Annotated in this window: 21 protein-coding genes; 11 read left to right on the top strand and 10 right to left on the bottom strand. The window is 65.2% G+C overall.

Annotated elements, in window-relative coordinates:
• Window positions 1-2: 2 nt before the first annotated feature.
• The 9 genes from GWC77_RS00625 to GWC77_RS00585 are packed head-to-tail and all read right to left on the bottom strand — an operon-like array spanning window position 3 to window position 6,919.
• Window positions 3-266, bottom strand: coding sequence for an EscS/YscS/HrcS family type III secretion system export apparatus protein (locus GWC77_RS00625; RefSeq protein ID WP_173254817.1), 264 nt, complete (start codon window positions 264-266; stop codon window positions 3-5).
• 5 nt (window positions 267-271) lie between these two features.
• The gene (sctR, locus tag GWC77_RS00620) at window positions 272-934 is read right to left on the bottom strand and encodes a type III secretion system export apparatus subunit SctR (RefSeq protein ID WP_173254815.1); all 663 of its coding nucleotides are present in this window, start codon (window positions 932-934) and stop codon (window positions 272-274) included.
• Window positions 931-1,980 carry a type III secretion system cytoplasmic ring protein SctQ gene (sctQ, locus tag GWC77_RS00615; RefSeq protein ID WP_173254813.1) on the bottom strand — a complete coding sequence of 350 codons (1,050 nt, stop codon included), beginning with the start codon at window positions 1,978-1,980 and terminating at the stop codon, window positions 931-933. Before sctQ ends, sctR begins: the two co-directional genes overlap by 4 nt.
• A complete protein-coding gene (locus GWC77_RS00610; protein WP_173254811.1) occupies window positions 1,977-2,483 on the bottom strand; it encodes a hypothetical protein in 507 nt (168 codons plus the stop codon). The genes sctQ and GWC77_RS00610 overlap by 4 nt, the downstream gene beginning before the upstream one ends.
• Window positions 2,464-3,870 (bottom strand): FliI/YscN family ATPase, encoded by a 1,407-nt coding sequence (locus GWC77_RS00605; RefSeq protein ID WP_173254809.1) that lies wholly within the window; start codon window positions 3,868-3,870, stop codon window positions 2,464-2,466. The genes GWC77_RS00610 and GWC77_RS00605 overlap by 20 nt, the downstream gene beginning before the upstream one ends.
• Window positions 3,864-4,556 (bottom strand): FHA domain-containing protein, encoded by a 693-nt coding sequence (locus GWC77_RS00600; protein ID WP_173254807.1) that lies wholly within the window; start codon window positions 4,554-4,556, stop codon window positions 3,864-3,866. Before GWC77_RS00600 ends, GWC77_RS00605 begins: the two co-directional genes overlap by 7 nt.
• Window positions 4,557-4,573: 17 nt before the next feature.
• Window positions 4,574-6,139, bottom strand: coding sequence for a secretin N-terminal domain-containing protein (locus GWC77_RS00595; RefSeq protein WP_173254805.1), 1,566 nt, complete (start codon window positions 6,137-6,139; stop codon window positions 4,574-4,576).
• A complete protein-coding gene (locus tag GWC77_RS00590; protein ID WP_173254803.1) occupies window positions 6,126-6,380 on the bottom strand; it encodes a hypothetical protein in 255 nt (84 codons plus the stop codon). Before GWC77_RS00590 ends, GWC77_RS00595 begins: the two co-directional genes overlap by 14 nt.
• Window positions 6,377-6,919, bottom strand: coding sequence for an RNA polymerase sigma factor (locus tag GWC77_RS00585; RefSeq protein WP_173254801.1), 543 nt, complete (start codon window positions 6,917-6,919; stop codon window positions 6,377-6,379). Before GWC77_RS00585 ends, GWC77_RS00590 begins: the two co-directional genes overlap by 4 nt.
• Window positions 6,920-7,037: 118 nt before the next feature.
• On the opposite strand from GWC77_RS00585, the gene GWC77_RS00580 reads away from it, so the two are divergent.
• The 8 genes from GWC77_RS00580 to GWC77_RS00545 all read left to right on the top strand — a co-directional run bounded on the left by GWC77_RS00580 (window position 7,038) and on the right by GWC77_RS00545 (window position 13,945).
• Window positions 7,038-7,496 carry a hypothetical protein gene (locus tag GWC77_RS00580; RefSeq protein WP_173254616.1) on the top strand — a complete coding sequence of 153 codons (459 nt, stop codon included), beginning with the start codon at window positions 7,038-7,040 and terminating at the stop codon, window positions 7,494-7,496.
• A 59-nt stretch (window positions 7,497-7,555) separates the two neighbouring features.
• Window positions 7,556-7,753: a hypothetical protein gene (locus GWC77_RS00575; protein ID WP_173254799.1), complete on the top strand. Its 198-nt coding sequence runs from the start codon at window positions 7,556-7,558 to the stop codon at window positions 7,751-7,753.
• Between the two features lie 20 nt (window positions 7,754-7,773).
• On the top strand, window positions 7,774-8,181 hold the full coding sequence (locus GWC77_RS00570; protein ID WP_173254797.1) for a hypothetical protein: 408 nt from the start codon (window positions 7,774-7,776) through the stop codon (window positions 8,179-8,181).
• On the top strand, window positions 8,178-8,945 hold the full coding sequence (locus tag GWC77_RS00565) for a hypothetical protein (RefSeq protein WP_173254795.1): 768 nt from the start codon (window positions 8,178-8,180) through the stop codon (window positions 8,943-8,945). The genes GWC77_RS00570 and GWC77_RS00565 overlap by 4 nt, the downstream gene beginning before the upstream one ends.
• Window positions 8,942-9,544, top strand: a complete 603-nt coding sequence (locus GWC77_RS00560; RefSeq protein ID WP_173254793.1) for a hypothetical protein — start codon at window positions 8,942-8,944, stop codon at window positions 9,542-9,544. Before GWC77_RS00565 ends, GWC77_RS00560 begins: the two co-directional genes overlap by 4 nt.
• Window positions 9,541-10,152 (top strand): HrpE/YscL family type III secretion apparatus protein, encoded by a 612-nt coding sequence (locus GWC77_RS00555; RefSeq protein WP_173254791.1) that lies wholly within the window; start codon window positions 9,541-9,543, stop codon window positions 10,150-10,152. Before GWC77_RS00560 ends, GWC77_RS00555 begins: the two co-directional genes overlap by 4 nt.
• Window positions 10,153-10,391: 239 nt before the next feature.
• Window positions 10,392-11,045 carry a response regulator transcription factor gene (locus GWC77_RS00550; protein WP_173254789.1) on the top strand — a complete coding sequence of 218 codons (654 nt, stop codon included), beginning with the start codon at window positions 10,392-10,394 and terminating at the stop codon, window positions 11,043-11,045.
• The gene (locus tag GWC77_RS00545; RefSeq protein ID WP_173254787.1) at window positions 11,042-13,945 is read left to right on the top strand and encodes an ATP-binding protein; all 2,904 of its coding nucleotides are present in this window, start codon (window positions 11,042-11,044) and stop codon (window positions 13,943-13,945) included. The genes GWC77_RS00550 and GWC77_RS00545 overlap by 4 nt, the downstream gene beginning before the upstream one ends.
• Before the next feature lie 31 nt (window positions 13,946-13,976).
• On the opposite strand, the gene GWC77_RS00540 is transcribed toward GWC77_RS00545, so the two are convergent.
• The gene (locus tag GWC77_RS00540; protein WP_173254786.1) at window positions 13,977-15,560 is read right to left on the bottom strand and encodes an acid phosphatase; all 1,584 of its coding nucleotides are present in this window, start codon (window positions 15,558-15,560) and stop codon (window positions 13,977-13,979) included.
• A 133-nt stretch (window positions 15,561-15,693) separates the two neighbouring features.
• Between GWC77_RS00540 and GWC77_RS00535 the strand changes: the two genes are divergently transcribed.
• The 3 genes from GWC77_RS00535 to GWC77_RS00525 all read left to right on the top strand — a co-directional run bounded on the left by GWC77_RS00535 (window position 15,694) and on the right by GWC77_RS00525 (window position 18,405).
• On the top strand, window positions 15,694-17,043 hold the full coding sequence (locus GWC77_RS00535) for a cytochrome-c peroxidase (protein ID WP_367948977.1): 1,350 nt from the start codon (window positions 15,694-15,696) through the stop codon (window positions 17,041-17,043).
• Window positions 17,044-17,198: 155 nt separating this feature from the next.
• Window positions 17,199-17,921 carry an aquaporin Z gene (aqpZ, locus tag GWC77_RS00530; protein WP_173254784.1) on the top strand — a complete coding sequence of 241 codons (723 nt, stop codon included), beginning with the start codon at window positions 17,199-17,201 and terminating at the stop codon, window positions 17,919-17,921.
• A gap of 34 nt (window positions 17,922-17,955) precedes the next feature.
• Window positions 17,956-18,405, top strand: a complete 450-nt coding sequence (locus GWC77_RS00525) for an NUDIX hydrolase (RefSeq protein ID WP_173254782.1) — start codon at window positions 17,956-17,958, stop codon at window positions 18,403-18,405.
• The last annotated feature ends 83 nt before the right edge of the window (window positions 18,406-18,488 follow it).

Genomic DNA, 18,488 nt, shown 5'->3' with positions numbered 1-18,488 from the left:
GTTCATCCGCGCGGCAGCGCGGCGAGCGCGAATGCTTGTTCGACGAGGCGGACGAGTTCAGTACCGAATGAGTGGGCGCTCGCGGCGAGCGTCGCGCAGACGACTACGAGCTTGACGGCGTACGGTAGCGTCTGATCCTGGATCTGGAAGGCGGATAACACGAGCGACATCGTCACACCGGCACAGGCGGCAACGAGGGCGACGATCAGCGACATCTTGAACGTGAGGATCAGCGCGTGCTGCATGAAGGCGAGGGAATCGGGCATCGGCTTCAGCTTCGATAGGAAACGACGAGCGCTTCGATAAGACGACCCCATCCGTTCGCGACCACGAAAAGCAGCAACTTGAGCGGCAGCGAAACCATCGTGGGCGGCACCATTTGCATTCCGAGCGCGAGCAGGATATTGGAGACGAGTAAATCGATGACGACGAATGGAACGAAAAGAATCAACCCGATTTCGAATGCGGCCTGCAGTTCCGAGACGACGAATGCGGGGACGACGATGCTCCAGTCATTCGCGGCGGCCGCTCGGGTCCTGTCGGGCGAACCGTGGAGCGCCAGTTCGACGAACCGCTCGCGCTCTTCCAGTCTGCTGTTACGCAGCATGAACTGACGTAGCGGTTCGGCGATCGCCTGGGCCCGCGCGATCTGCTCGCGTCCCGAAACGGCGCCGGCCGTTGCCAATGAGGCGCTCCGTTGCGCTTCGTCCAGGCACGCGCTCAGCGTCGGCGCCATCACGAAAAGCGTGGCGGCCAGCGCCACGGCGTTGAGCGCGAGCGCGGGCGGCGCTTGCTGCACGCCGATTGCGTTGCGCACCAGGACGAGGACGACCGATATCTTCAGATAGGAAGTCATCGTGATCGCGGCAAGCGGAAGCAACGAAAGCGTGCCGAGCAAGACGAGCAGTGCGAGCGGATGCTGATCGGGCGTCATGGCGAAGCGCCGGTCCCGGACTCGCTGCGCCACTGCGTGATCTCGACGGCCAACCGGCCGTCGAGATCGACGAGTTCGCCATAGCCGACGGGCACACCGTTGGCTTCGATGCGCACCGTCGGCGGCATGCCCTCGGCGAGCCGAAGCAGCGTGCCTCGGCCGGCCGCGGCGAGCGCGCCCAGCGGGAGTTCGAGGGTGCCGATGACGAACGACAATTGCACGGGCAGGCGCGCCGGGTCGACCGGGTTCGGGGTATCGGGCGGCAGGCCGGTGGCTGACGGCCGAGGGCAGGAGGTATCGTCGTGCATCGGATGAAGGACTTCGAAGCTGGAATCGGCGTCGCGCCAGCGGATTTGCCAGGCGAGGCCGGCGAAAACGACACGTCCGACGCCGGCCGTGTCGAACGCGGGAGAGGGCAGGCGGAGGATGTCCCCACTCACGAGCGATCGGATGTCGGCGGACGGCATCGCGAGCGTTCCGGCGATCACGCGTGCGCGACCGGGCAAGCGCTCGAGCCACGGGGCGATGGGCGGGGACGGGAACTGCCAGGGGACGTGCTCGATCATCTCGTTGAGCGCATCGGCATTGAGGCGCACGAGCATCGCAACGCGCAGGTGCGGCACCGTGCAACTAAGGCTGACGATCAGGATTTTGTCGCTGCCTGCGCACGAGCTTTGCGAAGGGGACGCGCACGCCTCGTAGCGGGGATCGCCGAGCGCAGCGCCGAGCGGTGCGGGCAATGCCGCCAGCGCGTAGTGCACGAAGGCCTCCCGCGCCGCGCGGTGCTCGGCCAGACCCGGATCGATGCCTGTCAGCGCGAGCAGCCATGCTTCGCAATCGTGCCAACTCATGCAGCCGAATCGGGTCGAGATGGCGAGCCCGGAGCCTTCGACGAGAGCGGTGGGCGCCGCGCGACGAAGCTCGAGCGTGGCGGTACTGGCGTCGCCCAGCGAGACACGCAGGCTCGGTACGCGGGCGAGCCGGCTTTGGGCGACGTGGGCGGCGTCAGCTCGGCGCAGCACTATCGCGCGGGGCGAATGCGTCATCCTTGCACTCGCATTGGCGGTGTGGACGATACGGTCAGCGACGACAGGTCCACGGGATCCTCGATGCCCGCCCGAGCCGACAGTCGCTCGGCCAGCCGATATTTTTCCCGCTGGCGCCAACACTTGCGCTGAGTGTCCAGGGCTGCGGCCAGCGCCGCGCGTGCGACCTCGAATCGCTCGTTCGCCGTGTCGACGGCGGAGCCTGCGTTGGAACGGCGCGCCATGAGATGCGTATAGGCGTGCTCGTGGCCCGCGAAATCGTTGCGGTTCAGGAAGTCGGTATGGGAAGCGCCTTGCGCAATGCGGCGCCGAAGCGCTTCGCGTGTGCGAACGATTTCGAGGTCGAGGCTGGCCAGCACGCGGCGCGCGCATTCGAGTTCGTGAGATGCCGCGCTCGCATCGCGCCTGGCATCGGCGACGAGCTCGCCGGCCCGTGCGAGGCGGGCCTCCGCCCTCCTGCCCAACAGGCGCAGGACGCGCGGATCAATGAGCGACGGCAGCATGCAGTTGCTCGAGCGTATCTCGCCATTGGCACGGCGTACGCGTGTCTTGACGCAGGAATGCGAGAAGGCGCGGATGACGCGCGACGGCGTCGTCGTTTTCGGCGTCGCGCCCTGCTTGATACTCGCCGAGCGTCAGCAGTAGCTGAAGATCGCGATATCGCGACAAAAGGCAGCGCAATCGAGCCGCGTCGTTTCGATGCGATTCGGCGACGATCGCGTCCATCGCTCGGCTTGTACTCGCGAGTATGTCGATCGCGGGAAAATGCCCGCGCTGGGCCAGTTCCGTCGACAGCACGATGTGCCCGTCGAGCAGCGAGCGCGCTTCCTCGGCGATCGGATCGAGCGTCGACGTTTCGGTCAATACCGTATAGACGGCAGTGATCGAGCCCCGCGGCAACGGCCCGGCTCGCTCGGTGAGACGCGGCAGCATCGCGTAGACCGAGGGGGGCAACCCGGCGTGCCCTGTCGGCTCCCCGGCCGCGATGCCGATCTCCCGTTGAGCCCGAGCGACACGCGTGAGCGAATCGACGAGCAGCAACACATGAGCGCCGTTCGCGCTGAGCCCCTCCGCGATCGCCGTGGCCGTGAAAGCGGCGCGCACGCGCTCCATGGCCGGGCGCTCGGAGGTGGCGCAGACGACGACGGTTCGCGCGGACACAGCGGAATCGAGTTCCCGCTCGAGGAATTCATTGAGTTCGCGGCCGCGTTCGCCGACGAGCCCGAGGACGACCGCGTCGGCGTCAATGCCGCGTGCGAGCGCACCGATCAACGTCGTCTTGCCGCAACCCGGTCCCGCGAAAAGGCCGATGCGTTGACCGCGGCCCAACGTCAACACCCCATCGAGCGCGCGAATGCCCGTCGTCAGCGCATCGACGATGCGCGGCCGTGCGAGTGGCGTAGGCGGGGCGGCCAGCACGGGCCGGCGTACGCATTCACGCGGCGCGTGCCGGCCCGATGGGACGACGGGGGGCGAGGCATCGAGCGGTCGCCCGAGGCCATCGAGCAGCCGACCCAGCAAATGTGTTCCCGCTTCGACGTCGTGCGGGCGTCCCAGCGATCGCAGCGACATGCCCGTTGCCAGGCCCTGCGTTGGCGCAAGCGGAGCGAGCAGCGTACGTGAATCGTTGAAACCGATGACTTCGGCGAGCATCGGATGGCCATGCGCGTCGATGCAATCGAGCTCGCACAAGTGCCCGACTTCGGCGCGAGGCAACCGCGCGGCGATGAGCGTGGCGCTGACTTCGACGACACGACCCAATGCATGCGCAGTGGCCCGGCTGGCGCAGCGCTCGTTCACCCGGGCTTGCCACGCCGCGAGGCGGGCGTCGAGCGCGGCGGCATCGGCCGTATCGCACGCATCGGACGACGGGCGCGCGATCGTCACCATGCGAGCTCCGCGACGCCCGCACCCGAGAACACGATCTTGTGCGGCTCGATTCGTTGGAGCGTGTAGTCGCGCCATCGATAGCCGGGCGCCAGGACTTGTCCTTCACGAGTGACGACGAAGCCGTGGCGGCCGTGGCGTACGCTCGCGACGTCGAGCGGGGCGCGTGCGACGGCCCGGGGCGGCGGATAGACCGATGCCTCGACAGGCCGGACCGTTTGCGATGCCGCGGGTGCATTGCCTGCCGCGTCGATGGGGGGTGCGTTTCGCGTGGACCCGAGCCATAGCAACGCCGCGCCGAGCAGCATCGCGGCGCACGCCGCAACGCAGGCGAGCTCGGTGATCGACGTACGCAGTGCTGCCCGCCATCCGCCGCTGGCTGCCGCGCTCGACGATGCGGGGCCCGCATCCCACGGCGCCAGTTCGTCGGCGATTCCCGCGCACGCGGGGCCGATCGCCAGACGTGTCCCGGCGCCCACGAGGATCGGACAGGCTGCCTTGCCTGTGCCGCCAGCGCGAAACGACCATACATCGTCGACTCCGCGCGAGAATGTCCCGGCGTGCGCCGGCATACCGGGATCGCACAGCACGAGATCGTTGTCGGGACCGCTGCCGAGGCGAATCGTGTCGCCATCGAGCGGAAATGCGGCGCCGCGATGCAAGCCGCTCAAGATACGAATTTCGAGCATGGTAAGGGATGGCCGCGTTAGGGTAAGAGCGCGTGCGCGCTAAGAAGCACTGCACGTTGACGCGTGCGCGATGTGGCGACCGGGTAGACGGCAACGAGCCGCGGCGGCGCACCGGATTCGAGCACCACCGCCGTCGTCAGTTCGGTGCTGCTCGTGCTGGCCCATTCCTGCCCGGGCAACCCGGTTGGCTGCCGCATAGCGAGCCCGATCTCGACGGCGATCGCCGCCGGGCCGCTCGGCGGCGCCGGCAGGACGCGCGCAACGAGATCGAGTGCGTCGCCATGCGACGCTGACCGACCGTTCGCGTGGTCGGCGCTCGGCGCCGACGACGGGGCGGGCGCACTCGGCTCTTCCGCGCCGACCGCCAGGCCCAGGTGCCGGTTCGCGAAGCCGACGATGCGTTGCCGGTTGAGCACGCGCGCGCGGTGCTCGGCGAGTGCATTCAGCCATCGTGCATCGCTTTGGGCATCGGCACCGGCAGCGCTGGCGCCCGGCACCGCGACGCCGGGGCCGTGGCCGTGGCCCGACGCGTGTTCCGAGGCGGGCGGCATGAGCGCCGCATCCTCTGTCTCGAGAACGAGCACTTCGATCGATACCATTGGCTGTGGCCGATCGAGCGCTTCGACGAGCTGCGCCACGCGTGTGCGCAGCGCAACGTCGGCCCACACGAGCACCGTGTTCGTTCGCTCGTCGGCGGCAACGACGACATCCGTGTGGCGTGAGCTCCGCGGCAGCGGCGCGCTCGATTGCGTATCGGGCAGCATAGGCATGACGGGTGCAGTGCCGGTCCGGCCGGGAAAGATCGCATCGACGAGCGGCAATGGGGTGGGTGCGGCGAGCCCGGGCAAATCGGGTATCGAAGCCTGATGTGGCAAGAAATCGTGCCTTGGCAGGTGCGTGTCTTCGCCGGTCAGCAACTGGCGAAGAATCGATGCGACGCCGGGCCGCGACGCCTTGCCGCGCTCGGGCGCGGGTCCATCGGCCGCCTGCGCATGGCGCAGCACGAACACCATCGGCTGAGGCTCGGCGGCTGCGCTTGTGGTCGGACGGTGCGCGAGGAACTGGCGCAGCAGCAATCGATACTCGCCCGGCCCGCCGACGAGCACGGCATCCTGGCCGGGCAGTGCGCCCCAGCCGAAGCGCGGCTCATAGAGCCCGACGGCTGCCAGCGCCGCGCGCGCTGCCTCGGGGTCGAGGCCGCCGAGCGCCATGCGTTCGACGCGCGAAGCGGTGCGGGCGCTCACGTACAGTGTGCGGTTCGCGACGAACCAATCGAAATGATGAGTGCGGGCGAGCTGCTCCAGAAAGTCGCGGCCGGTTTCTGCCCGAAGCCATCCGGCGAGGCGCGCCGTGCGCCAGCTACCGTTATTGCGCCCGCGCTCGGCGGCGACGCGAAGGCGCAGTCCGTGATCCTTGGCGAAGCGATCGAGCGCGTCGAGCGGCGTCGATTGCGCCGCTTGAAACGCATAGGGCGCATCGAGCCCGTCATGCGGTGATTCGCCCGCGCGTGCGCCGGCGGCGCCGAGAACGATCGCACCGATGAGTGCGAGCGCGCATCGGCGCAGCCATTCAACGGATTTCATTGAGCACTGCGCGCGCCAGTACGAACTTCGTCTGTAGATCGGTCGTTGCGCTCCAGTTTGCGAGCGACACGCCGCGCAGCGCATCGACGTAGCGCTGCCACTGCTCCGGAGCGCCCGGCGAAAGCGTATCGCGGACCTCATCGGCGTGCTCGATCGCGCGCGCGAGTTGGAGTTCGGTGGGGCTCAGTGTGGGTGTCATGGATCGTCCGTCGAGCGTGGTCTGGGAGAAGGGGCGGTTCATGCGCAATGCCGCTCGAGTTTCGCGCGCAGCCGGGCGAGCCGCGAGCGCACGGTGCCGACGGGGATGCCGAGCCGTTGCGCGACCTGCACGTAGCTGACGTCGTCGATAAACAGTAGCTCGATCATGCGTTGCTGATCGGGCGGGAGCGACTGCGCGAATTCGATGAATTGCGTAAAGCGCTGGTTGATCGACATGCGGCGCTCGGGAGCGAGCGTGTCGACGAGTTCTTCTTCGTGGTCGTCGATGCTTTCGACGATGAACCGGTAGTCCGCGGTGCGATTGACGTAATTGCGCACGATGTTGAGCGCGATGGCGGTGAGCCATGTTTTCGGATGTGCCGTGCCGCGATAGGACGACCGGTTTTCCCATGCGCCGAGATAGGTGGACTGGAGGATGTCTTCCGCATCTTCGGCGCTGCGCACCCGACGCAGGATGAAGCGTTGAATGGCAAGCGCGTGCGAGCGGTACCAGTCGTCGAATACGACGGACACGTCAGCGTCGGCAAGGGGCGCCGGCAGGTCCGAAGGCCTCGAAATCATGAGCGTCGAATGTTTTGCGGTTTGGAATAGCCGCGATCGTCGCCCCAGGCCGCGGCTGCAGTCGATTTTGATATAAAAATCGGACGATGTTACGCACCGTGCCGAACCGATCGCATCGATGCGCATCGACCGGTTTCGTTCGGGGCGCCCCCGCTCGTCGCGGCATCGCCGCACCGGCTCGTCACTGGATGGAACCGGTGCGCGTGCGTTGTTACTAAGGTGTCGATTTCTTCCCGGTACTGCGTCGATCCCGGGAAGCGTAAAGACGTTTCACCGACACCCGGGAGAGTTAGCCATGACCTTCGCAGCCGTGATTCCCGCACTCAGCGCGCTGAGCACATTGGCCAGTGCCGCCTCGTCGGCGGTTTCGGCCGACGGAACCGAAAACCTCGATCAGATGGGCAGTGTTTTCAAACGTCAGCAGAGCATGCAATTGAGGACGATCGAATTACAGACCGAGGCCAATATCCAGAAGATGATGGCCGATACGGCCAACAGCATCGCGAGCGGTCAGATCGACTCCGCGACCAAGATGCAAAATGCCGCGCACAAAGCAGCGCAAGGCATTCATTTTTAATCGCGTGGCCCGCCGCCCTATCGCGCGGTGGCCGAATCACTTCGAGGAACGATATGTCGATGGATGTTCAAGCTGCGGCGATGGACCGGATGGCACAGCACGTACGTGCGACCGAGACGGTGTCTCACGCCGCGCTCGCGTTTGCGGAGCAAAAGCACCGGGTCGATGCGCAAGCCGGTCTCGATGCATCGCACTCGCGCATGTTGACTGAGCTCATCAACTCGCTTCGCCAACTGACGCAGCAAATCAAGGCTTGATGCCGGCCGGGAGCGAGACCATGGACGCGTTGCACCGTTCCGATTTTCGGGCGTTTCCTGCCGTCGGCGTCGTGCCGGCAGCCGATGCTCCCGCCCTCGCCCGCGAGGGCGCCGAGTTCGCGCAGGCGCTGGCCGAGGCACCGCTGGCCGGCCCATCGCTGCGCACACTTCGCGCACCGGCCCATTCCTCGGCGCTCGATCGTCTCGAGGGGCACCTCGAGCATATCGCCCGCACCCGGATCGAAGTTCGCCAGTTGCCCGAGCGCATCGCCAAGGCTCATGCAAACGGCGCGGGCACGGCCCATATCGCGATTGCGATGCATCGTCAGGCAAGGCTCATGGCAGCGTATCAACTCGATGTGTTGTGGACCGCGAAGCTCGTCGGCACTGCGACAGCTTCGCTGAAACAACTGATTGCCGCGTCATGACGCATGGCGCCGCATCGTCACGTCGTTGGCGCGTTGGCAGCTGGGTCGCAGCGGGACTCGCGTTGGCGCTGGCCGGCTGCGATGCGCGAGTCGAACTGTTTCGCTCATCCGATGTCCAGGCCGCCAACGAAATCCAGGCTGCGTTGCGTCACCGTGGGATCGGTGTCGAGCGAGCGCGGGACAAGGAGGACGTCGTGCTGTCCGTCACCGACGCCGAGTTCTACGGTGCGGCCGGCGCGCTGCGCGACGCGGGGTTGCCGCGGCAGCCTCGTCGCGGGTTGGCCGATGCATTCACCGGCAAAGGACTGTTGCCGAGCCCGCTCGAAGAGCGGAGCCGTTATGTCCATGCGCTCGAAACAGCGCTGGAAAGCGTCATTCTCGACATCGACGGTGTGGTGTCGGTGCGTGTTCGCGTCGTACCGCCCGAGCGGCCCTCGCCCGGTGCGCCCCTGGTGCCGGCCTCCGCGTCGCTGCTCGTCAAGCATCGGCCCGATGTCGATCTGACGGGCCTTCTGCCGGGGCTTGTACGGCTCGTCAAGAACGGCGTGCCGGGGCTGGCCGGCGAGGACGATCGACATGTCGCCGTGATGCTGGTCAAGGAGCGCGAGCCCGCTGCCGCGGCGGTGCGAGCCGGCCCCGAAGCCGTCGTGCGTCAGTCCTATGCGGCATGGGCGGCGGCAGCGGCACTCGGCACGGCGGGTACAGCGATGTTGGGATGGCGTCTGCGCCGTCGGGTGATGCGCTTGCGCGCAGCGAAGCGATGAGCGGAACGCTCGATGACGGTTGGCCGGCGTTCTGGTGCTCGCCATGGCGCTGGGCCCATGCCGATTGGCATCGGCGATACGGCGCATCGACGGCGGTGCCTCCTGCCGGCGTAGCGGGCCAACGATTGCTGTTTCGCGGCTGGATCGGTGCGTTCGCGCTTGGACGGTGCTGGTCACCGCCGGCCGATATGCGATGGTTCGAGGCGCTCGCCGCGCCGCGGCCCATGATGCTCGATGCAGCGGCGATCTTCGGATGGATCGCACTCGTAAGAGCGGGAGCCGTCCAGGAAGCGGGCAGGGCGGCGCAGCCGCAGTTATCGATCGCGCTTCGCTATCGTGAAGTCAGTTGCCTCGATGCGCGTCTTGTACCATCCGGCGCGCAATGGGATGCGACGGTTTGCGGCCTGAGCCTGTTGTCTGGAATGGCCGAGGCCGGCTGGCCTGACGTGGCAGCCCGCGTCGCGATGATGCGAGCACCGCAACGGTTGGCGACCGACGCATGGCTCGTCATCGAGCGGATCGATGTGACTCGGTGCGTGACGCTTTGGCTTGCCGTGCTGCGACGGCTACGCGCGCTCGATACGAACACCGGTCCATGAGTTTTGTCTCCCGCCGCATCGCGACACCGCCGGAGTGTCCCGTTCCGATCACGCGGACCGTGCTTCGGCGCGCAGATCGAGATGCGCTCGACGTAGCGACCGACTATGCGGAAGCCATACGCCGCGAAGCCGATGCACTCGTTGCGCGGGCGCGCGACGAAGCCGCCGTGCTGCAGGAGCAAACCTCGCTCGAATGCGCGCGGCGTCGTCGCAGCGCCGATGCCGCGTTGCTCGAGCGTGCCATCGAGTTGGAGGCCGCCTACAGAACGTGCCGCGATGCCTTGGTGGCGCGGCTCGAAACGACGCTCGATGCGGCGCTGGCCGTGGCGATAAAACGTCTGGCCGCAACTTTGCCGCCTACGCAGCGTGTGAAGATCTGCGCACAAGCTCTGCGCGAATGCGCTGGCACAGAGGCGGCCGGTTGTCTGTTCGTCAGTCCGGACGATGCAATGGCGCTGGGGGACGATGCCGCGAGCATCGGGCTGCCCTGGGCGGTGAAGGCGGACGTCTCGCTAGCTCAGGGTCATTGCCGCCTCGAGGTCGGAGGCGGAGCGTGGGAAATCGAATGGGACTCGATCATCGAACGATTTCTCGATCGCGGTCGATGAGCAAGTTGGGCCGCTTCTTCCCATATGTTGGTATTTCACCTGGGTTGCGACGATATCGAGATGTAATTGGCTGCGTTTGGGATTTCCATTTACAAGATTTTTCGTATTATCGGTTCGACTGATGCCCTTTAGTATTTTTGATTTTCGCAAGCAAAACCGGGTTCGAGTCGCCCTCCTGCGCAATGCGCATATCGGCGTGCCGCGCCAATCGGCGACTTGCGTCGGGTCGGAGCTCAACCATGAACAAATCATTCCGCATCATTCTCGCCGACGATCATGCGATCGTCCGCTATGGCATTCGTCTCGCTATCGAGGCGAGCGGTGTCGCGGAAATCGTTGCGGAAGCGTCCAGCTCGGACGAACTGATCGCGGTGGTTCAAAGCGAGCCGTGCGACGCGATCGTCACCGACTATTCGATGCCTGGCGAGATCACCCAGGATGGCATGGCGTTAATCGATCGTTTGATGCGGCTTTGCCCAAATGCGCCCATTGTCGTCGTCACTGCTTTGCGCAATGCCGCCATTCTCAACAAGCTGATAGCCAAGGGCGTCAAGGCCATCGTCGAAAAAGCCGGCGGTGTCACGGAACTGCATTACGCATTGCTTGCCGTGTCGCAGAGTCGCTCTTATCTGAGTCCCGGGCTCCAGTCACTGCTCGCGGGTGCGAGCATCGTCGGTACCCGCGTCGGTCACGAGGCGAAGCTGACGACAGCGGAACTCGAGGTGATCCGGCTTTTCGTCCAAGGTCAGAGTCCGACCGAAATCGCCCAGCGGCTGAATCGGAGCGTAAAGACGATCAGCCGTCACAAGATGAGTGCGCAACGCAAACTGGGTGCGCACAATAGTCAGCAACTGCTCGAGTATTGCCGCAAGAACAACGTGTTTCTGACATGAACGCGCAAGCCGGTTCGTGCAGGCGATTCGTAGGCGCTTGCGTCGGGCGCATCGTCGGGCTGGCTTGCATCGTCGTTGCGCTGTCGATCGCCGGCTGCCATACGCACGGACAGGACGAGCAGCCGCCCCACATTGGCTGGGACCTGCGCATTGCGCTGTCGCCGCAGGAGCGAGCCTATCTCGAATCGTTGCCGCCGTTGCGGATCGGCACCGATCCCCACTGGGCGCCGATCGCATTCCTCGACCCATCGGGTCGCGTCGGCGGCATCTCGGCGGATTATCTCGACTTCGTTCGCCAGACGCTCGGCTTACGGCTTCACGTCGTCCCAGCGGGGTCATGGGCGAAGACGGTGCAGCTTGCGAATGAAGGCGGACTCGACCTTGTCGTCGCGACGTCGCAATCCGATGGCCTGAACAGCACGTTCAAATACACGACTCCCTATGGTCGCTACCCGCTCGTCATCGTGACGCGCGAAACGGCACCCTTCATCGCGGGCGCCGGCGACATTTCGGGTGCGGAGGTCGCGATCGTAAAAGACTCCGACGCGCTCACGGCGGAACTGCCCGGCATGCACGACACGCATAAGATCATCGTCGGCTCGGCCGAGGAGGGGCTCGATGCCGTCGCGCAAGGCAAGGCCTACGCTTACATCGGCAACCTGGGGGTCATCGACCGCCTCGTTCGCGAAAAATACGAGGGCATCCTGCGCATCGCCGCGCCGGCAGGCTATGTCGAGGAGTTGTCGTTCGGCGTCGGGCCGCAATATGCCCCACTCGTCCCGCTCATCAACCGGGCGCTCGCCGCGATTCCCGAAAGCGAGCGCGAGCATATCCAGAACAGCTGGCTATCGGCGCGCTTCACGTTCGGTGTACCTGCCCGGACGCTGTGGATCGTCCTGACGCCGATCGCCGTATTGACGGCGCTTTTCCTCGCGGTCTTGTGCGTCTACATGCTTCGGCTTCGTAAAGAGGTACGGCAGCGGCGCTCGACCGAACGGCAACTCGTGGAACTCACTCAGTCGTTGCCCGCGATCGTGTTTCAGCTGCGGTTCGTGCGGACCAAGCATGCCGCTGCCGTCCCGTTCACGCTCGTCTTCGTGAATCGCCGCGCCTACGATTGGCTCAACCCGCGAGCCGCCAAGGCGGACGAACTCTTCAAGCGCTTTTTGGTTGCGCTCGACGCGCAGGCGCGATTCCGGCTGGTGCACCGTTTCCTGCATTCGACTCGCTCGCTGGAAACGGTGCGCGCCGAGCTCGCTCTGTCGCTTAACGCACCCCGCCCGACCTGGGTCGAACTCGAAGCGGCACCCCAGTTTCACGCGCGCGGGGAAATCGTCTGGAGCGGGTACGTTCGCGACATCACCGAAACCAAGGAAACGCAGACCGCACTGATCGATGCGAAGCACGATGCAGAGGAGGCGTCCCGGGCACGCGATGTCTTCCTTGCCACGGTGAGCCATGAGATCCGCACGCCGATGAGCGGTGTCGTCGGCATTTTGCAGTTGCTCGATCACGGCAGGCTACCGCCCGACGACCAGCATCTCGTCGACATGGCGCGCAACGCGGCTGAAATTCTGTTGCGCATCCTCAACGACGTCCTCGACTTCGCGAAGAGCGAGAACGGTGAACTGACACTCGAATGTCAGCCGTTCTCGCTGGCCGACGTGGCGCAACGGACAGCCGGTATCGCGGCGCCGGAGATCGAACGCAAAGGGTTGCGTTTCGCGGTCGACGTCGCCCGGGACCTTGCGCCGCGATATCTCGGCGACGCACAGCGCCTCGGACAGGTACTGCTGAATCTGCTCGGTAATGCGTCGAAGTTCACCGACTATGGCTTCGTTTCGTTGTCCGTCAAGCTGCGTCTGCGCGAAAACGGAATCGAGCATGTCGTCATCGAAGTGGCCGATACGGGCATCGGTATCGCGCAGGAGGACCAAGCGCGCCTTTTCGCGCCGTTCGTGCAGGCCCGCTCGTTGAGCGCGAGCCGTCCGCCCGGCACCGGACTCGGGCTCGTGATCTGCAAGCGGTTGATCGAATCGATGGGCGGCACCATAGCGCTGACCAGCGAACTTGGCCGCGGCACGACGATCGCCATCGATTTGCCGCTGCGGATCGATCCGGCGATACGCGCGCCGTGCCACCATACCGCGTCGCCTCGTACGACGTCCGATCCGGCTGCGGCAGCGACGGGGCCGTTGCAAATATTGGTCGTCGAGGATCAGGAGATCAACCGGGAAGTACTCAAGCGGCAGATCCTGACGCTGCGCATCGCCGAGTGCCACACGGCAGTCGACGGCGCGCAGGCGCTGAAGTTGGTCGAACGCCAGGCTTACGCGATGGTGATCACGGATTGCATGATGCCGGGAATGGACGGTGTCACGTTGATCCGGCACATTCGCGAGCTCGAGCGCAAGCTGGGCCGGCGCCGCATGCCGCTGATCGCTTTGACGGCGAATGCCATGCCGCAGCAGCGCGAGGCTTGCTTCGCCGCGGGTGCCGACGACGTCTTCGTAAAGCCGGTCGGCATCGACGCGTTGCGCACGCTGTTCCAACAGCACGGCATCGTGGCGCCCCCCATCGTCGAATTGGAGAAAGCGGGCATTCCCTCCGAGCGGCATACGGATCTGTGGGAAAAGCTGCAGCGCACGCTCGTCAGCGAGCTTTCGACGTTGTTGGGACTATCGCTGGAGCAAGATACCGTGCGCGCGAAGGAGATCGTGCATCGCATCGTCGGTACCGCCTCGTGGTTTCATCTGCAAGCCGTCGCTCAGGCGGCAACGCGCCTCGAAGCTTGCCTGGAAAACCGCGAGCCGCCTCATGGGGCGCTCTTCGAGCTGCAGACCGCGATCTCCCGTGCGACCGGGGAAGTGTCGGACAGCGCGGCCGGCACGCCGTCCTGAGCGAGTGTGCCGGCAGCACGGGTTATCGGGATCATCGATCGCCGGCGAGGTCGAGCGCGTTCGTCAAATCGCCCATCGGCATATTGCCGTGCGCGACGAGCGCTTCATTGCGGGTCTTCAGGCCGGGCAGCTCTTTGAGCGCGAAGCGGCGCGTGATGAAGCGCAGGATCGAGGTCGTATCGTATTGCGTGTGATCGACGTAGTGCTTTTTCGCGAACGGCGAAACGATGATCGCGGGAATCCGGGTCGCGGGGCCGAAGCGGTCGCCTTTCGGCGGGGCCGCGTGATCCCAGAAGCCGCCGTTCTCGTCATACGTCACGATCACGACCATGTGCTGCCACTGCGGACTCTTTTGCAGATGCGCGATGACATCGGCAATATGACGATCGCCCGATTCGACGTCCGCATAGCCGGGGTGCTCGTTGAGGTTGCCTTGCGGCTTGTAGAACGCCACTTGCGGCAAGCTGCCGTTGTCGATCGCCTGGATGAACTTGCTTCCATTGACGCCACCGTCGAGCAGATGTCGCGCGCGATTTTCCGTGCCGGGCGCCATATCGGCAAAATAGTTGAACGGTTGATGATGCGGCTGAAAGTTGGGGGCCGACCGGTCCGGGCCGTAAATGACGTCGCGCCGATTCGTCGCTTCGAGCGCGGCATTCCAGGCACCGCCGTACCACGCCCAGGATACGCCCGCGTCGTTGAGTGCATCGCCGATATGACGTTGCGTTTGCGGCGGCAGCGTCGTCGGGTTGGCTGGATCGGCGAAGCGCGGATCGCCGCCGGCCGCCGCTGCATTGCCGCTCGGCTGGTAGGGCGGCTGCATCGTGTTCACGGCGTAGAAGTCCGGCGTCAGGTTGCTCGAGTTGACGAACTTCGGAGGCCCGGCCAGCGCCGAGCTGGGCGAGTTGGCGGCCACCTTGAGTGTGACGCCGTTGGGCTCGACCGCCGAAATGAGGCGCGCCGCCGGACTCTTGTCGGCGTTCGGGTACACCGGCGTGCAAGCACAGGCGAGCCATTGGTGATTCAGGAATGAGCCGCCGAATGCGCTCATGAAGAAATGATCGGCGAGCGTGTATTGCCGGGCAATCTTCCAGAGCGGCAGTGTGGAGGTATCGGCCGCGTAGTGGCCCATCGTGAGGCCGCCGGAATCGGCCCAGGCGGCAAACATGTCGTTCTTGCCGCCGTCGATCTGCATCTGGTTTTCATAGAAACGATGCCAGAGATCGCGCGTGGCGACTTGGCGCGACGTGTTGAAGCCGCTCGGGTCGTCGATGGCGAACGGCGAGTTCGGCAGGTCGCGCGTTGCCGCTTGCGTCACCGCCGGTGTGACACCGCGTTGGGTGAGGCCGTTCCAGATGGGCGGCAAGGTCGGTAACGGCTTGCCGTCGCGATCGAGCTGGCGGGCGCTGGCGGCCGAGATGTTTTGCAGACCGTCGGCGCCCGGGAAGCTGCCGTAAAGGTTGTCGAAGCTGCGGTTTTCCGCATAGATGACGACGACATTGCGCACGCTCGACAAGTCTTGCCGGCCGCTCAGCGTGCCATTGGCGCAACCGCCCAATGCAACGACGGCCGCAATGATAGGCACAGCAAGGCGTTTTCTCGTATTCTTGCGCATCGCTTATTCTCCGTTGGGTCGAGCGTTTCGTGCCGTGTGGCATCTATCGGTGCGCCGGTGCAGCTCGCGCGGGTCGCGGCAGTTTATCGCGATAACGTGTCTTTTTCCCGACGTCGAAACGGGGAGGTTGGACGTGGAGCTCAACGCACGCGCGTGCGCGAGCGCGGTGACGCGTGTGGCCGGCGAACGCGTGTCCGGCATGGAGCGGCGCCTGCGGAGCGCCGTGGCCATTGCAAGCGCGGTTTGCGCGATCGCGTCGCTTGCCGCCTGTACGCGCCCCGCGCAGGCGCCGCGGCCGGGCGAAGCGGCTGAACTCGGCATCGGCATCGGAAGCGGTGCGACGCGTGCGAACGTGTATGCGTCGGTTCGCATGAAGACGGCACTGGGCGAGAAGCTTTTTTTCGACCCGTCGCTATCGGGCTCGGGCAAGCTCGCCTGCGCGTCGTGCCATAGCCCCGCGCACGCGTTCGGGCCGCCCAATGCTTTATCTGTTCAACTCGGCGGGACGGATCTGCGCCAACCCGGCTATCGCGCGGTGCCGACATTGATGTACTCGCAATGGGTACCCGCTTTCAGCGAGCACTATCACGACTCCGATGACGAAGGCGACGAAAGCGTCGACGCGGGCCCGACGGGCGGTTTGACATGGGATGGCCGTGTCGACACCCATCGCGCGCAGGCTGCCGTTCCGCTGCTATCGCCATTCGAGATGGGCAGCGCGCCGGCACATGTCGCCGCGGCCGTGCGTGCGGCACCTTACGCCCGGACATTTCGCGCGGCATTCGGCGCGCACGTGCTCGACGACGATCAGGCTACGTTCGATGCGGTGTTGGACGCGCTCGCCGTATTCGAGGAAAAGCCGTCGGTGTTCTCTCCCTACACGAGCAAGTACGACGCCTATCTTGCCGGCCGTGCCGCGTTGAGCGAGGCGGAGTTGCGCGGCCTGCAACTATTCAACGACGAACGCAAAGGCAACTGCGCTAGCTGCCATCCGAGCGAGCGAGCCAAAGATGGCTCGCCGCCCCTCTTTACCGACTTTGGCCTGATCGCACTCGGCGTGCCGCGCAACCGCGCACTCGCGGCGAATCGCGACCCTCGGTTCTTCGATCTGGGCGCATGCGGGCCTTGGCGCACGGACTTGGCCGGGCGCGACGAATTCTGTGGACTGTTTCGCACGCCGACGCTGCGCAACGTCGCCACGCGGCAGACCTTTTTTCATAACGGCATCTATCGGTCGCTCGAGGAGGTCTTGCGCTTTTATGCCGAGCGCGACACGCATCCCGAGCGGTTCTATCCGGTCGTTGGCGGTCGCTTCGGCAAATTCGACGATCTGCCGAAGCGGTACTGGGCCAACATCAATACCGAGCCCCCTTTCGATCGTCGGCGCGGCGGCAAACCGGCGCTCGACGAGCGGGAGATTCGCGATGTCATCGCGTTCTTGCGGACGTTGACCGACGGCTACGAAGCGATGCCGGCCGAATGAGCGTGTACATCGAGTCGCGTAACGCGCTTACCCGTGGCCAAATCCCACAAATTATGAAATTTCGTCAAATCGGCTGTCGGCGGCCTCATACGGCTTGAGTTGTTGCAGTGCCTGGCCTAGCATCGTCATACCTCATGACCTATCGAGAGCGACACATGACGAAGCGGCTTGCGGCGGAATTCCTAGGTACGTTCTGGCTGGTGTTGGGCGGCTGCGGCAGCGCCGTTCTCGCTGCCGCGTACCCGCAGTTGGGGATCGGTTTTGCCGGCGTGGCGTTGGCGTTCGGACTCACCGTGCTGACGATGGCTTACGCTGTAGGCCATATCTCGGGTGCCCATTTCAATCCGGCCGTGACGGTGGGACTGTACGCCGGCGGGCGCTTTCCCGCATACGAGGTGGGACCTTATATCGTCGCGCAGGTGCTCGGCGCGATTGCCGCGGCGGGCGTGCTTTATTGCATTGCGACCGGCAAGCCGGGGTTCGACATGGCAGGCGGATTCGCGTCCAACGGCTACGGAGCACATTCGCCCGGCGGCTATTCCGTGGCGGCGGCGGCAATGACCGAGTTCGTGCTGACGGCGTTTTTTGTGCTGATCATCCTCGGCGCAACGGACAAGCGGGCCCCCGCCGGTTTTGCGCCGATCGCGATCGGCCTTGCGTTGACGTTGATCCACCTGATCAGCATTCCCGTGACCAACACATCGGTCAATCCGGCCCGCAGTACCGGCGTGGCCGTGTTCGAGGGTGGTTGGGCGCTCGGTCAGCTTTGGTTTTTCTGGGTCGTGCCGCTCGTTGGCGGGGCGGTGGGCGGCGCGATCTATCGGCTCGTGCTCGAGCCTGCGCCGAAGGCGGCCGTCGGTCAGGCTGCGACGACGTGAGTCGGGCCGGCTGGAGTTGGCAGGCCACTAGCCGATGAGCGAACGCAGCGTATCGTGCGGTGTCGTTGTGCTCGACCGGCGTGGATATGTATTGCTTGCCCATGCGACGGATACGACGCATTGGGACATTCCAAAAGGACAAGGCGAAACGGGGGAGGCGCCGATCGATACGGCGCTGCGCGAATTGCGCGAGGAGACCAGCATCGAGTTTGCGCCCGAGCGTCTGAAGGACCTCGGGCGCTTTGTTTATCGGCGGGACAAGGATCTGCATCTTTTTGCGGTGCGCGCTGAAGGGGGAGAAATCGATCTTGCGCGCTGCAACTGCACGTCGCTTTTTCCCAGCCGCAAGGACGGCTCGATGATTCCGGAGATGGATGCGTTCCGTTGGGTGGCGCCGATGGAGGTGGGCCGCTTCGCGAGCCGCAGCCTCACGCGGCTCTTCGAAACGGCGCTTTCACTGACCGAACTGCATAAGACGTTGTGATTCGCATCCGGCAGCCGATGCGGCTGTCAGCTTGAGCGGCCCCGTCCGGTCGGTGCGTGCAGCAGGCCCCTGTGCGCCCTGGG

The sequence above is a fragment of the Paraburkholderia sp. NMBU_R16 genome (assembly GCF_013282575.1).
Taxonomy (GTDB): domain Bacteria; phylum Pseudomonadota; class Gammaproteobacteria; order Burkholderiales; family Burkholderiaceae; genus Trinickia.
Note: the sequence above shows the minus strand (reverse complement) of the source record. Positions and strands in the feature narration are given on the sequence as shown.